The following is a 14,053-nucleotide window of genomic DNA, read 5'->3' as shown; positions in this document are numbered from 1 at the left end:
CAGGGAAAACCTGAGGGGGCGCAGTAGATTGTATTGATCGACGCGACGAACAGGGCCCACAATTGAACGCTGGAGTGAGAATGAATATCGCGCTCAGATTCTTGCCAACGACCATCTCGTCGGTGTCTAGAGAGCAAGCATAGCCCGGATGAGCGCAGCGACATCTGGGGAGCTTCATTTGCGCTGATCCCGCATATCGCTGCGCTCATGCGGGCTACCCGCTACGTCTCACCGGTGCCCGCGCCATGAACCGCAAAAACGCCAAGGCCGTGCTCTGCGGGCTGGTCGCAATCGCGGTCGTGGCGAGCGGCGCAGCATATGCCTTGGCTCGCTCGAGCTATGTTCCGCGCGCGCCGATCGAGATATCGAGGAATTTCATCGATCTCGTACAGGCTGGCGATCTTGGCGGCGCTTATCGGTTGACGAACCAGGAGGTGTCCGTGGGAAGCTCGTTTGCGGCCTTCGAAGCCGGCATCCGCCACCAGATGGCCATTGACGCGTTTCCCGCCAACCGGCCCGTCGAATTGATTGGCACTCATGGTTTCCAGTCCTATGGAAACGTGCTTCGCCGCTGGATCATGGGGCGCAAGATCGATCCGGATCAGGTGAGTGTGGACTATTTCATCGGGTTGCCATTCGAGGTTCGCCTGAGGTCCAACGACAAAGGCGAGTGGCGAATCACCTATTTTCAAAGCCACGCCGGGTGAACCGTCGCGCATGCGATACAGCCAGCAGCGCGTAGGGCGGATCAGCGGCTTGTCCGCCGAAGCTCAAGGAGCGAAGGCGGAAGCATAGTCCGCCGAAGGCTGCATCCGATCGGCGGATTACGCCTCCGGCTATCCGCCCACGGGCTAATCCATGCCTTACAAAAGGCGCGTTCTACGGATTGCTAGTGCGCCAATTAACTCGTAGCGCGTGTTTCTTGGGACGATAAGGGAATGCGCTCATCCGTCTGCCCCCTTTTTCCGATCATTGTTTTGGTGTTGGTGCTTGTCGTCCCTCGACCGGCGCTCTGTGAAAATCGCGTTGCTTTGATAATCGGCAATGGCGCCTATCAAAATGTCAAACGTCTGCCGAATCCGCCGAATGACGCCAGTGACGTGGCAGCGGCCTTGCGGCGATTGGGATTTCAAATAATCCTGGCGACCGACCTCAACGAAAATGGAATGGAAGATGCGATCATACTGTTCGCACGCACCGCCAGAACCGCCGATGTCGCGTTGTTCTATTACAGTGGTCATGCGTTCCAGTTCAACGGCATAAATTACCTGGCGCCTGTCGATGCCAAGCTGATCGATGATCTAGATTTGCGTCGCATGACCCGCGTCGACGAGATCGTATCGTACTTGCAGAGTGCAAAGAATCTTCGGATCCTTATCCTGGACTCCTGTCGGAACAACCCGTTTGCCGAACAACTCAGCCGCTCAATCGGAACGACGAGAGCCATGCCGCTACAGCAAGGGCTTGCAAAGATCGATACGCCTCAAGGGATGATCGTGTCGTATGCCACTCAAGCCGGGCAAACGGCTGAAGATGGCGAGGGCCGCAACAGTCCATATACGAGGGCTTTTCTCAGGCACATTGAAGGGCAGGACGAGATCGGAGACATTTTTCGAAAAGTGAGTGAAGAGGTTTTCGAGACGACAAGACATTCGCAATTGCCCGAACTCTCCCTTTCGCTCATCAGCCGCTTCTATCTGCGTGGCACGGTGAAATCCACGCCATCCGCGTCGAAGCTTGACGCCTGTGCTTCGGCTGCTGATCATTGGCATAGTGCCGAGGCGATCGGTACGATCGATGCGCTTCAGGATCACCTTGCGCGGTTTCCTGCCTGCGAATTTGCAGTCCTGGCACAAGTCAAGATCGACACCCTGCTGAAGCAGTCATGCGGGGCGGCCATCACTGCGGGCTCACCATCATCGCGTACGCCTTGTCCATTGACACCAGCAGAGGAGCGGTCGCTGAAGCCAAAAGATGAATTCAAGGAATGCGACAAGTGTCCCGAGATGGTGGTGGTTCCAGCGGGACGATATGTCATGGGGTCCCCACAAGACGAACTGGCAAGATCTCCCGACGAGGGTCCGCAACATTCGGTCACGATTGCGCGATCATTTGCAGTCGGCAAATACCACGTGACGGTCGACCAGTTTGCGGCATTCATGGATGAGACCGGCTACAAGGAGACGTCGGGTTGCGCCGTCGACTTTGTGCAGACCGGGTCAGATCCGGCGGTCTGCGTCAGCTGGGATGACGCCAGAACCTATGTCCACTGGCTGGAGAAAAAAACAGGCAAGGACTACAGATTGCTGAGCGAAGCAGAATGGGAATATTCGGCGCGGGCCGGGACGACCATGCGCTACTTCTTCGGTAATGACGATAAGGAGATGTGCCGCTACGGCAACGCCGCCGGCAAGTGTGATGGTTACGACTACACGTCACCAGTCGGCCACTTTCTGCCGAATGGCTTCGGGTTGTATGACATGCACGGAAATACCTGGCAGTGGGTCGAAGACTGCTATCACGATAGCTACGTCGGCGCGCCCTCCGACGGATCGGCTTGGATGGCCGCAAACTGTAATGTCTACGTGCTTCGCGGCGGCTCCTGGTACTACGATCGGAGATACCTCCGCTCAGCGATCCGCATCAAGAACTCAGCTAACGTGCGGAACGACAATTACGGTTTCCGGCTCGGAAGAACGCTTTCACCATGAACACCTGATCGGTCATACTATAAGCGGATTAGCGCAGCGTAATTCGCCGAACTCTGCGTCCGATCGGCGGGTTACGCCTCCGGCTAATCCGCCCCACGGGCTTCGGAGAGCCGTAGGGGGGCTAAGGCGCGGAGCGCCGTGCCCACCATTATGTCAACGGCACGGCTTTGAATGGTGGGCACGCTCCGGCTTTCATGTGGCAAACTTGCGTGCATGTGGTCGCTTAGTAGTACTAAGTCACATGTGTGGTGCTCTCGTTGAAATCCTTTCGCTTTTTGGAACGACCATATTTGCACAAAGACGAGTCGATTCAATGGCTTGAGTCTTCTTGTGACTTAGTACGATTAGCCCACCCTACCGATCTCATGACCAGTAGGGCTAATCCGCCCTACGGACTTTGGAGGTGCTTCTCCTTGCCCTCACTCTGAAGCCATTTTCGCTCGGTCGACGGTGGCGAGCCTGTGGCTCCCGTAGAGCTCCCTCAGCTTCGTCTTCAAGAGCTTCCCGGTGGCCCCGTGCGGAAGTTCATCCAGGGGCCGCGGATCACAAGGTCACCAAACGCTTTGCCGTCGTGCGGCAGCTCCTTGTTGCCATCGCGAATGCCGATTTCGACTCCGAAAACCGCGCGTCCCGGCTTGACCTGTCGGTCCCGCTGCTCGGTCTTCGACAGGTTCTTGTGTTTGTGCAGCGCCTTCGAGAGCGTCCCGACCGGGCTCGTTTCCGTCATGCCCCAGACATGCAGCACCTCGACGCCGTAGTCATCCTGCAACGCCTCGATCAGCGAACGCGGGCACGCCGTGCCGCCTATCAGCACACGATTGAGCGTCGTCGGCTTCACGCCCGCGCTTTGCAGGTACTGAACGTAGACGAGCCAGACGGTCGGCACGCCGTTGGCGAAGGTGACGCCGTGGTGCTCGAACAATCTGTGCAGGCTTTCACCGTCGACTTTCTGTCCGGGCATCACCAGCTACGAGCCCATTGCAGGTGCGCAATAGGGCATGCCCCAGGACATTGCATGAAACATCGGGGAGATGAACGCGACCGGCCATGTCGCCGCGCGATGCTCCTCGGGATGAGGTTTTGAGAATGAGGCTGATAAGATTCGGATTCCAAGATCGCTCGTCCGGCGACAGAGCTCCCTGGTGCGCTCGGACTAGCTGGCACCAGGCGAGCGCTCGGCCATGCGAAACTCGGGAGTTCGAAACATGCGTAGGTTGTCGTGCACGCGCAGGTCGCCCGATCCTTGACAGCAACGGGTAATTGAGAGACGATCAATTAGAGGTGGTATTCCATGGCAGATGAAGAATCGCTTCCGCCCTGGTGTAGCTCCGGGTGCCCTCCGCGGCGATCGTCGGCAGATCGGCTTCACGTCGGCTCGGTATTACCACTCATCCTCCGGAAGAGAAGCTTCGCTGGAGACTTCGACTTGGCGTCGTCGCGCCATCGATGCCCACCGCGGGAAAACTTTCTACCGAAGACTCGGTCAATCCGAGGAGCCTGAAGTACATGTTGCGGCAGCTTGTGTTCGTCATCGCCGGCGGGGCTCTGATGACGATGTCGGGGATCGGAAACGCCGCGCAAACCGAATCGAAATTCGATATTTTGCGCGCACTAGCGGTCGACGTCGGAGGCGTGCTTGGCTCTGCCTCGGCCTGCACCAACATACTACCCGCGCGCATCAAGGATATCGCCGACAAGTTTTCGTCTCTGATCAACACCCACATCACCAGAAACGAGGAAGCCTCGTCGATACGGCAAGTCTACGACGAGAATATCGTCGTGGGTCAGCGCATGGTGAGCGGTGGATTGACGGATTGCGCCGCCGTCCATAACAAACTCTCCGAGCTGGAACGCTCCGTCACGTCCTCAGTTACCGCCGCGGTAACTTCCCCAATGCGGGCGGCCGATGACACGTCGCCGACGCCTGCGCCGAACGCGGGCGCGACGGGCGCTTCGCCGACGAGAGCAGCCCTGGCCAATGGTCTTCCCAGGCGCTCGATCGATGCGCTGCGTTTCGCCGGCTCGAACACGATCGGGGCGGAGCTCGTGCCGGAGCTGCTCAGGCTTTACGCAAGGACTGCCGGCGCCGGCGACATTCTCGAGGACAAGCCCGGAGAGGAAGAGTTTTCGCTGAGGGCGACCGGCAAGTCGGCAGAATTCAGCGCCTCGGTCGCCAGTCATGGTTCGGCGACGGCAGTCACCGCGCTGCTCAAGGCCGACGCCGATATCGGCATGATGTCGCGCCCGATCACGAGCGACGAAGTCGGCAGTCTCGCTCAAATCGGCTTCGGCGAGGCGAACGGTCCCGGCCAGGAGCACGTCATCGCGCTCGACGGCATTCTCGTGTTCGTCAACAAGGGCAACGCCGTGACCGAGTTGTCGCTCTCCGACATCGCCGCGATCTTCTCCGGTGCCGTCGCGGACTGGTCGCAGCTCGGCGGACAACCGGGTCGCATCAATGTCTACGCCCGCGACAACAAGTCGGGAACATGGGACACGTTCAAAACGCTGGTCCTGAAGGATCGCAAGCTCGTTGCGTCGGCCGCGCGCTACGAAAGCAGCGAACAGCTCTCCGATGCGGTGGCAAATGATCCGAACGGCATCGGATTTGCGGGCTTTGCCTATCTGCGGGATGCGAAGGCGGTCTCGATCAAGACCGATTGCGGTCTCAGCTTCGCGCCCTCGGCCTTCGCGGTGAAAACCGAGGAATATCCCTTGTCTCGTCGGCTTTTCCTGTATGTCAGCAATCATGAGGAAAATCGCGAAGTCGGCCAGTTCGTCGAATTCGCTCTTTCCGCGGCTGCCCAGCGGGCCGTCGACGGCAAGGGATTCGTGAGCCTGCTGCCCGAACTCTCGTCGAAGGACTACGTCACGGAGCGCCTTGCGCTGCCGGCCCGGGATCGCGGCGATCCCAAGCTCTTTGCCAGCTTCCGCCAGGGCGCAGGAAACGGGGTCCGGCTCAGCATCACCTTTCGCTTCAGGATCGGCAGATCCGAGCTCGATTCGCGCGCCATCCGCGACATCAACCGTCTTGCGGATTTCGTCGAGAGCGGCAAGACTCACGGTCGCCGTATCGCGCTTCTCGGTTTCTCGGATTCCCGTGGCACGCCGGCACGCAACAGCGCGCTTTCTCAAGTGCGTGCCGAAGTGGTCGCCAAGGCGCTGCGTCAGCGCAATGTCAATCCGGCTGTCGTGGCGGGATACGGGGCGGCCGCGCCGGTTGCCTGCAATTCGAATGATGAGGGCCTCGACAAGAACCGGCGCGTCGAGGTGTGGGTGTTCTGACGTCCATGGCCCCCATCACGTGGGCGTCGATTTATCCCCCGTCATGGCCGCGTCTGATCGGGTGGCGACATCTCGATCCCGGTCCCTAACCCACCCAACCCAGTTTGCAATAGCGGTTGAGAATGCGTTGGCCCGTTCGATCGGATGGCCCTGCACCATCGCGGTGTCCCGGAATTTCTGCTTAGATCACCACCTTTCCGGGAGATACGTCATGCCGTCCGAACTCCGCTCGCCTCGTCTCGCTGTTCTGATCGATGCGGATAATGCATCCGCCAAGATCGCAGATGGACTGTTCGAGGAGATCGCGAAGATCGGAGAGGCGAGCGTTCGCCGCATCTACGGCGATTTCTCGAATGCCCGCTCGAAGGGCTGGGCCGACACGCTGTCGAAACATGCCATCATCCCTCAACAGCAGTTCGCCTACACCACCGGAAAGAATGCCTCCGACATCACGCTGGTCATCGATGCCATGGACCTGCTTCACAGCGGCCGGTTCGACGGCTTCTGCCTGGTGTCCTCGGACAGCGATTTCACCCGCCTCGCCGCCCGCATCCGCGAGCAGGGCATCGATGTCTTCGGGTTCGGCGAGCAGAAGACGCCGGAGAGCTTCCGCCAGGCCTGCCGCAGGTTCGTGTACACCGAGAACCTGCTGGCCGGCTCTGCGCACAGCCAGGATGCCGCCGCGAGCTCAAAACCCCTTCAGCCTCCCAGCGCGGCCACGCCCATCCTCATGAAGGTCATGACACAGATGGAGAGCGAGGACGGGTGGGTGCCTTTGGGCGTGGTCGGAACCCAGCTTGCCAATCTGGCGTCCGACTTCGATCCGCGAACATTCGGCTTTCGCAAGCTGAGCGATCTGGTGCGCAAGACCAACGCGTTCGAGATCGATCGTCCGAAAGGGGGATCGCTCCGCATTCGCACCAAGTCCGCCACCAGGTCGACGCCAAGGCCGAAGGCCGTAGATGCAACATGATGGCATCACGCCTTGCCGGGGCTGCGATCTGGACTCAGCGATGTGGAAACCATGCCTGGGACGGTGTGCACTCATAGTGCAGGTCGTTGAGCGTGAGTCGGAGCGGCCGAAGGTCGAAATACATATCCTGCCCATACAGGCTGACGTACGCCGTTGGCCAGGCTCCGCTATCGATCAGCAATGCGACGCCGGCTGACACCACAAGCGCGAGAACGAGACCGGCTGCACCCAGAGCAGGCCGGATGCCGCTCCATCTCCCGCCGAAGGACCGGAGGAGCATCCTGGTCAACGGCCAGAAAAGCCCGAGCAGGGCGAGAATGTTGAAGGCATACGCCAGCGGCATGAAGTCATATTCGAGCGACGAGACGCCGCCCCACTGGATATACGGGAAAGGCAGACCGAACACGGCAGCCGCCGGACCGAGAGGGGGGCGCGGGCTTCACGCCGCGGAGCCCTATTTCGCCTTGGTCAATTTGGTGACGACGATGCCGTTGTTGCCTTCCTCGGCCTCGAACGTCACCTTGTCGCCGGCCCTGACCTGCTTGAGCATGGCGGGGTCCTTGACGCGGTAGACCATGGTCATGCCGGCATCCATGCCGAGGCTCGGCGCCGGGCCGTGCTTGAGCGTGATCTTGCCGGCGCGTTCGTCGATCTTCTTGACCTCGCCATTGATGGCCTTGTCCTACGCGGTCGCCGCGCCGATCGACAGGCTGGGTCAAAACAGTCGTTTGCGGCGCTGCACACTGCATGCCTAATCCGACGGCCTTGTGGGTTGACCCTTAGGCAATGAGCGGAGAATTTGCGCCCGTGCACGCCCCAGCCGATCGATTCCCAAAACGCCCCGCCTTCACCCCCGATTCCCGCCAGGCCTGGGCCCGGCTGGCTCTGGCCGTGATGATTGCCTCGATCGGGGCTGTCGGCATGTGGGCGGTGGTCGTGGTGCTGCCGGTGGTGCAGGCCGAATTCGCGGCCAGCCGCGGCGCGGTGTCGCTGGCCTTCACCATGCTCATGATGGGCTTTGGCCTCGGCGGCGTCGTCACAGGGAGGATCACCGACCGGTTCGGCATCGTCATGGCGATGGCGCTCAGCATCGCCTTTCTCGGCGTAGCCTTCGTGCTCGCCGGGCTCTCCACCGCGTTGTGGCAGTTCATTGCCGTCTATTTCTTCATCGGGCTCGGGACTTCGGCGACCTTTGCGCCCCTGATGGCGGAGGCGTCGCACTGGTTCGAGCGCTATCGCGGTTTTGCGGTAACCGTCGTCGCCAGCGGCAACTACGTCGCCGGCATGATTTGGCCGCCGGTGGTCAATTGGGGCCTGGAGTCGGCGGGCTGGCGCACCACCCACATAGCGATCGGCCTGTTCTGCACGGTCACGATGACGCTGCTGCTGCTGGTGCTGCGGGCGACCATCGGCAAGACCGCGCTGCATGATCACGCCAACGCCCCGCCGCCGCGCGTCAACCTCGGGATTTCGACCAATGCGCTGACCGTGCTGCTCTGCATCGCCGGCATCGCCTGCTGCGTGGCGATGGCGATGCCGCAGGTCCACATCGTCGCCTATTGCGGCGATCTCGGCTACGGCGTGGCGCGCGGCGCCGAGATGCTGTCGCTGATGATGGGGTTCGGCATCATCAGCCGCATCGGCTCGGGCCTGCTCGCCGACCGGATCGGCGGCCTGCGCACGCTCCTGATCGGCTCGGTCGCGCAAGCCTTCGCGCTGCTGTTCTATTTGGTCTTCGACAGCCTCACCTCGCTCTATCTGATCTCGGGCATGTTCGGCCTGTTCCAGGGCGGCATCGTGCCGAGCTATGCCATCATCGTGCGCGAGGCGATGCCGGCGCGCGAGGCGGCCACCCGCGTCGGCATCGTGATCTTCGCCTCCGTGTTCGGCATGTCGTTCGGCGGCTGGGTCTCCGGCGTCATCTTCGACGCCACCGGCTCCTACGCCGCGGCCTTTGCCAACGGCGTGGCCTGGAACGTGCTCAATATCGGCATCGTGCTGATGCTGCTGTGGCGGGCCCGCACGCGGCTGGCGCTGGTAGCGTCATGATCGGTAGGGTGGGCTAATCGGCCACTTGCACAGAAGCTTGCCTACAAAGATAGAAGCGTGCCCACCCTCTAAAGCGATGTCGTCGATACAATGGTGGGCACGTCGCTCCGCGCGATGCGAAGCATCGTCGCGTCGGCGCCTTCGCCCACCCTACGCCTCGTATGTCCGTTCGACATGGAATGATTTCGCCGTGATGCGCCAGGTGCCGTCGATGCAGTGCCAGGCGAGATAGTCGAGATATTGCTGGTCATTGATGCGGACCCGGACCTTGACCATGGCCTGCGTGGGCGAGGCGAAATCGACCAGCAGCACCTCTTGCAGCCGCGGCGCGTTCTTCGATTGCGGCGAGGGGCGCGCGGCGAGGTTGTTGCGATAGACGGCGGCGGGGATGAGCTTCAATTCGCCCTCGCGGAGTCCATGCAACTGCGCGCTCGGCGCAAACACGGCATCGAAGCGCGAGACGTCGTTGTCATACATCAGCGCGAAATAGCGCTCGACGGCTTCGAGCAGGGGTTCGACGGCAGGGTTCTCGTGCATGGCGGTCACTCCGTTCGGGCGGGAATTCCGGCTTCACCATCCCACGAAGAGGCGAGACGGGTCCTTGCGAAATGCGCTAATATTGGTGCTCATGGCGCAATGTTATGCCTCTGAAGGCCTCACGGAATACGCTTCATGTCAAAAGTCGAGCTCGATGCGGTCGACCGCCGCATTGTCAGGGAACTCCAGGCCAATGCCCGGCTGAGCAATGTCGAGCTCGCCGACAAGATCGGGTTGTCGCCGTCTCCCTGCCTGAGACGGGTGAAGCGGCTCGAACGCGACGGCTATATCGACGGTTACCGCGCCACGCTCGCCCGGGCCCGGATCGGCCTCGGCTTCTCGGTGTTCCTGGGCGTGAAGATCAGTGTCCATGCCAACGAGGAGGCCCAGCGCTTCGAGCAGGCCCTGGTCGAGATGCCGGAAGTGGTCGCCTGCCATCTGGTCTCCGGCGAGGCCGACTATTTCCTTGAAGTGGTCGTGCCCGATCTGGAAGAGTACCAGCGTTTCCTGGTCGGAAAGCTGCTCAATATGCCGATCGTCCGCGAGGTCCGCAGCAACATCGCGATCCAGACGCTCAAGGCGGGCGCGCCGCTGCCGCTTTCACATCTCGGATGAGGGCGCGGCCGGAACGAAGGACAATATCGCCGTGAAACAGATGACCCTCGACTATCGCGACGGCTCAACCGCGCTGAAGGGCGTTCTCCTCAGCGACGACTCCCGCGCCGGGAACCGCCCCGGCATCGTGCTGTTCCCGGATGCACGCGGCATCGGCGCTCACGCCATCGAACGCGCCGGCCGGCTCGCCGCGTTCGGCTTTGTCGTGCTGGTGGCCGATCTCTATGGCGATGGCGCGACCGCCCGCGACCTGCCGCAGGCCGTCGAGCTGATGGGCGCCTTGCGGGCGGATCTCGGGCACTGGCGAACGCGCGCCGAGGCGTCCCGCCTCGCTTTGTCGCAAGTCGATGGCGTGGAGCCGGCAAGGATCGCTGCGATCGGCTATTGCTTCGGCGGCACGACGGCGCTCGAACTGGCGCGGAGCGGCGCGCCGCTGGCCGCGGTCGTCAGCTTCCACGGCGGTCTGTCGAGTGAGCGGCCGGACGATGCGGCGAACATCAAGGCGAAGGTGCTGGTCTGCCACGGCGCGGCCGATGGCCTGGTTTCCATGGTGCAACTCCACGGTTTCATGGAGGCGATCGGCAAGACCGGCGTGGATTGGCAGGTGCAAGTCTACGGCAACGCGGCGCACGGCTTCACCAATCCCGAAGCGGACGATCCCAATATCCCCGACCACGGCTGCGATCCCGCGGCGGACAGGCGCTCGTGGGCGGCGATGCTCGGCCTGCTCGGGGAAGTCTTCGGAATGGCATCGCCCTAGACCGATTGCCCGGCCTTGAGCAGCGTGCAGCCGGTGATCTTCAGGCTGCCGTCTGGCTCCTGCTCCAGGGTGTAGAGCGCCTCCCAGGCCTCGCCATTGGCATCGACGATGCGGACGCGCTGCGCGATGAAGCCGCGTTCGCTGCGCGCCTCGCCGAATTCAAAACTGCGGTGGCGATAGATCGGCGCGTAGGATTGCCGCACCATCAGCATGAAGAGATCGGCATCGGGAAACATCTGGCGGATCGCCGGCGCGGCGTAGGAATAGGCCGAGGCGGCATCGTCGCGGCCGAAGGCCTGCTCCTGGGCGCGGATCACGTTCTGCGCGGCCGCGCCGTCGTCCGCGGCAGCCGCCGGCAGTGACAACGAGAGCAGGGCAACCAGCAGCAGGACGGTGGCGCGCATGACGGGCTCCGCAACGTCTTCAACGCGCATCATCCTAACAGCGGATTGCGCAGGCAACAGGGTCAAATCTTGCAAGAGCCCGTGAGCGGTCGTGGCCCCTGGCTTCACTTTGGCAATTTGCCAATCGACTAATTCATGGTAAAGGCTGCCGTATTGTGCCGAGGATCGACATGCCCGCTTCATCCCCCTGTGTGAACCGCGACGCCATTGCGGCAAACTACCGGACCATCCGTCCCTACATCCGCCGCACCCCGTTGGTCGAGGTCGATGGCGCCGATTTCGGCATGGCCTCCATTCCGCTCCGGCTGAAGCTCGAGCAGTTGCAGCATTCGGGCTCCTTCAAGGTGCGGGGCGCCTTCACGAATCTGCTGACGCGCGAGGTGCCTGCGGCCGGAATCGTCGCCGCGTCCGGCGGCAACCATGGTGTCGCGGTCGCCTTCGCGGCGCAACGGCTCGGCAGGAAGGCCGTGATCTTCGTGCCGACGATCGCCTCGCCGTCCAAGATCGAGCTGATCCGGCGTTATGGCGCCGACATCCGCATCGGCGGCGACCGCTATGCCGATGCGCTGGCCGCGAGCGAGGAATTGTTGCGGGCAACAGGCGCGATGCCGATCCACGCCTATGACCAGGCGGAGACCATGCTCGGGCAAGGCAGTGTCGGGCTCGAGATCGAGCAGAACGCGCCTGACATCGATACGCTCCTGGTCAGCGTCGGCGGCGGCGGTCTGATCGGCGGCATCGCCGCCTGGTATGAGAAACGCGTCAAGGTGGTCGCGGTCGAATCCGACGGCGCGCCGACGCTGCACGTTGCCTTCGCAGCGGGCCGTCCGGTGGATGCGCCGGCCGGCGGCATTGCCGCCGACAGCCTGGCGCCGAAGCGGATCGGCGAATTGGTGTTCCCGATCGCCCGCGACTTCGTCGCGCCCGAGGTCGTGCTGGTCGGCGATGACGACATCCGCGCGGCGCAGCGTGCGCTATGGACCAATCTGCGCGTCGTCGCCGAGCCCGGCGGCGCCGCGGCGTTCGCCGCACTGCTCGGCGGCGCCTATCGTCCCGCGCGCGGCGAACGCATCGCCGTGCTGATCTGCGGTGCCAACACCACGGCGGTGAGGTTCGACACCTGATCAGCCTTCCGCCGCTACGTCCGACCAGGGATGGCCGATCTCGGTCGCGCCGAAGTTGGTGTCGCCGTCGCGGAGCACGGCGCTTGGGAAGGCGAACTTGCTGGGAATGGCCTGCGAGCGTGCTTCTTCATAGTCGAACCGTGCGCGCAGGGCTTCGCGCACCTCGAGCGGCAGCTTCGCATTGCCGATGACGATCGCGCCTTCGCTGGCATCGAGCCGCGGCTGACGCATCGCGGCGTCGAGATCCATTCCGAAATCCATCACGAAGGACAGCATCTGCATCACCGCCGGCAGGATGCGGCGGCCGCCGGAGGCGCCGACCGCGAGCCGCCTTCCATCGGCGGCTTCCGCCACGACGGGCGTATAGTTGGTGAGGCAGCGTCTGCCGGGTGCGAGCGAGTTGGGGCCGCCGGGGGTCGGATCGAACCACATGATGCCATTGTTCATGACGATGCCGCTCTGCGGCAGCACGTATTTCGAGCCGAAGGTCGACAGCAGCGTCTGCGTCACCGCCGCCATGTTGCCGTCGCGGTCGACGATCGAATAATGCGTGGTGCAGGCGGGCGCGAGATGCTCGGCGCCGAGCGCGCGCCGGCCGTCGGCATCGCCCATGCCATTGAGCCGCTCGCGATAGGCCGCTTGCAGCGCCAGTGCGCAGGCCGTGAAGCTCGTGGCATCCGGCGCGCCGCGCGGCTGCAAGCTTTCTTGCAGCAATCGCAAGGCATGCGCCAGCGTCGGGCCGGCGGTGAGCTCGGGCGTCGCGTGGACCATGCCGCCGCGATAGGGAATGTGCAGAGGCTCGCGCAGCTCTGCGCGGAACGCGCCGAGATCGCCCGTCGTGAGCGCGCCGCCGCCGGCCTGGACGTCGGCCGCGATGCTGTGCGCGAGCTCGCCCTGGTAGAAATCCCGCGCTCCCTTTTCGGCGAGCTGCGCCATGGTGGCCTTGAGCGCATCCTGCCGCAGCCGCACGACCGACCGGATGCCCCATTGCGGATTGGGCGGCAGCCCGTCCTCGAGGAACGCCGCCGCGCTGGCGGCATAGCGGCGCAGATCTGCCGCGGACGACGAGATCATCAAGGTCGTGAACCAGTCGACCAGCAGGCCCTCGCCCGCGAGCCTGACGCTGGGCGCCAGCAATTCCTTCCAGGGCATCCTGGCGTAGCGGCGATGCGCCTCCGCCATGCCGGCGACGACGCCGGGCACTGCGATCGAGCCGGGACCCTGGAGATTGCGGTCGTCCTTCACCCGCGCCCAGGGGAAGATGTCGGACGCGACGCCTTCGACCAGCGGATAGTCCTCGACGCGCAGACTTTCCGGCGCGCGCATGCCGTAGTCGATCACCTCGGTGCGGTTCTCGCGGGCCCGGTAGAGCACCATCGCGCCGCCGCCGCCAGGCCCGCTCATCCAGGGCTCGAGGACGCCGAGCGCGAAGCCGACGGCAACCACGGCATCGAGGCAGTCGCCGCCGGCCGCGAGCACCGCGGCGCCGATCTGAGCGGCCTTGCGCGATTGCGCCGCGACGACGCCGCCGGTCGAGCGGACCGCCGGTTTCCGCAGCGCGAGCGTGTCGGAAAAAAGATCGGGCATGCTGATGC

The 14,053-nt window shown here is 63.1% G+C and carries 13 protein-coding genes and 1 pseudogene; 8 read left to right on the top strand and 6 right to left on the bottom strand.

Annotated elements, in window-relative coordinates:
- The first annotated feature begins 269 nt into the window (after positions 1 to 269).
- Together JOY90_RS18955 and JOY90_RS18950 are read left to right on the top strand one after the other, a co-directional pair.
- Positions 270 to 707 carry a hypothetical protein gene (locus JOY90_RS18955; protein WP_291692642.1) on the top strand — a complete coding sequence of 146 codons (438 nt, stop codon included), beginning with the start codon at positions 270 to 272 and terminating at the stop codon, positions 705 to 707.
- A 231-nt stretch (positions 708 to 938) separates the two neighbouring features.
- Positions 939 to 2,711, top strand: a complete 1,773-nt coding sequence (locus JOY90_RS18950) for an SUMF1/EgtB/PvdO family nonheme iron enzyme (protein ID WP_291692641.1) — start codon at positions 939 to 941, stop codon at positions 2,709 to 2,711.
- A 493-nt stretch (positions 2,712 to 3,204) separates the two neighbouring features.
- On the opposite strand, the gene JOY90_RS18945 is transcribed toward JOY90_RS18950, so the two are convergent.
- Positions 3,205 to 3,672 carry an AMP-binding protein gene (locus JOY90_RS18945; RefSeq protein ID WP_291692640.1) on the bottom strand — a complete coding sequence of 156 codons (468 nt, stop codon included), beginning with the start codon at positions 3,670 to 3,672 and terminating at the stop codon, positions 3,205 to 3,207.
- Positions 3,673 to 4,217: 545 nt separating this feature from the next.
- On the opposite strand from JOY90_RS18945, the gene JOY90_RS18940 reads away from it, so the two are divergent.
- On the top strand, positions 4,218 to 5,996 hold the full coding sequence (locus JOY90_RS18940; RefSeq protein WP_291692639.1) for a phosphate ABC transporter substrate-binding/OmpA family protein: 1,779 nt from the start codon (positions 4,218 to 4,220) through the stop codon (positions 5,994 to 5,996).
- Positions 5,997 to 6,207: 211 nt separating this feature from the next.
- The gene (locus tag JOY90_RS18935) at positions 6,208 to 6,969 is read left to right on the top strand and encodes an NYN domain-containing protein (RefSeq protein ID WP_291692644.1); all 762 of its coding nucleotides are present in this window, start codon (positions 6,208 to 6,210) and stop codon (positions 6,967 to 6,969) included.
- 34 nt (positions 6,970 to 7,003) lie between these two features.
- Here the strand turns inward: JOY90_RS18935 and JOY90_RS18930 are convergent, their stop codons facing one another.
- On the bottom strand, positions 7,004 to 7,375 hold the full coding sequence (locus tag JOY90_RS18930) for a hypothetical protein (protein WP_291692638.1): 372 nt from the start codon (positions 7,373 to 7,375) through the stop codon (positions 7,004 to 7,006).
- Positions 7,376 to 7,423: 48 nt separating this feature from the next.
- Positions 7,424 to 7,678: pseudogene (locus JOY90_RS18925) on the bottom strand (copper-binding protein).
- Between the two features lie 77 nt (positions 7,679 to 7,755).
- Here JOY90_RS18925 and JOY90_RS18920 point away from each other — a divergent pair.
- Positions 7,756 to 9,018, top strand: a complete 1,263-nt coding sequence (locus JOY90_RS18920; protein ID WP_291692637.1) for an MFS transporter — start codon at positions 7,756 to 7,758, stop codon at positions 9,016 to 9,018.
- A gap of 150 nt (positions 9,019 to 9,168) precedes the next feature.
- On the opposite strand, the gene JOY90_RS18915 is transcribed toward JOY90_RS18920, so the two are convergent.
- Positions 9,169 to 9,555 (bottom strand): nuclear transport factor 2 family protein, encoded by a 387-nt coding sequence (locus tag JOY90_RS18915; RefSeq protein ID WP_291692636.1) that lies wholly within the window; start codon positions 9,553 to 9,555, stop codon positions 9,169 to 9,171.
- A gap of 135 nt (positions 9,556 to 9,690) precedes the next feature.
- On the opposite strand from JOY90_RS18915, the gene JOY90_RS18910 reads away from it, so the two are divergent.
- Both JOY90_RS18910 and JOY90_RS18905 read left to right on the top strand, forming a co-directional pair.
- Entirely contained in the window at positions 9,691 to 10,170 is a 480-nt protein-coding gene (locus tag JOY90_RS18910) for an Lrp/AsnC family transcriptional regulator (RefSeq protein ID WP_291692635.1), read from the top strand.
- 40 nt (positions 10,171 to 10,210) lie between these two features.
- The gene (locus JOY90_RS18905; protein WP_291692643.1) at positions 10,211 to 10,930 is read left to right on the top strand and encodes a dienelactone hydrolase family protein; all 720 of its coding nucleotides are present in this window, start codon (positions 10,211 to 10,213) and stop codon (positions 10,928 to 10,930) included.
- Here the strand turns inward: JOY90_RS18905 and JOY90_RS18900 are convergent.
- The gene (locus tag JOY90_RS18900) at positions 10,927 to 11,334 is read right to left on the bottom strand and encodes a DUF4864 domain-containing protein (protein WP_291692634.1); all 408 of its coding nucleotides are present in this window, start codon (positions 11,332 to 11,334) and stop codon (positions 10,927 to 10,929) included. The two genes, JOY90_RS18905 and JOY90_RS18900, sit on opposite strands and share 4 nt — an antisense overlap.
- Before the next feature lie 170 nt (positions 11,335 to 11,504).
- On the opposite strand from JOY90_RS18900, the gene JOY90_RS18895 reads away from it, so the two are divergent.
- A complete protein-coding gene (locus tag JOY90_RS18895; RefSeq protein WP_291692633.1) occupies positions 11,505 to 12,458 on the top strand; it encodes a threonine/serine dehydratase in 954 nt (317 codons plus the stop codon).
- Here the strand turns inward: JOY90_RS18895 and JOY90_RS18890 are convergent, their stop codons facing one another.
- Positions 12,459 to 14,045 (bottom strand): gamma-glutamyltransferase family protein, encoded by a 1,587-nt coding sequence (locus JOY90_RS18890; protein WP_291692632.1) that lies wholly within the window; start codon positions 14,043 to 14,045, stop codon positions 12,459 to 12,461.
- Positions 14,046 to 14,053 lie beyond the last annotated feature (8 nt).

It is taken from the genome of Bradyrhizobium sp. (assembly GCF_019242285.1).
Lineage (GTDB): Bacteria > Pseudomonadota > Alphaproteobacteria > Rhizobiales > Xanthobacteraceae > Bradyrhizobium.
This window is presented reverse-complemented; position numbering and strand designations above follow the sequence as displayed.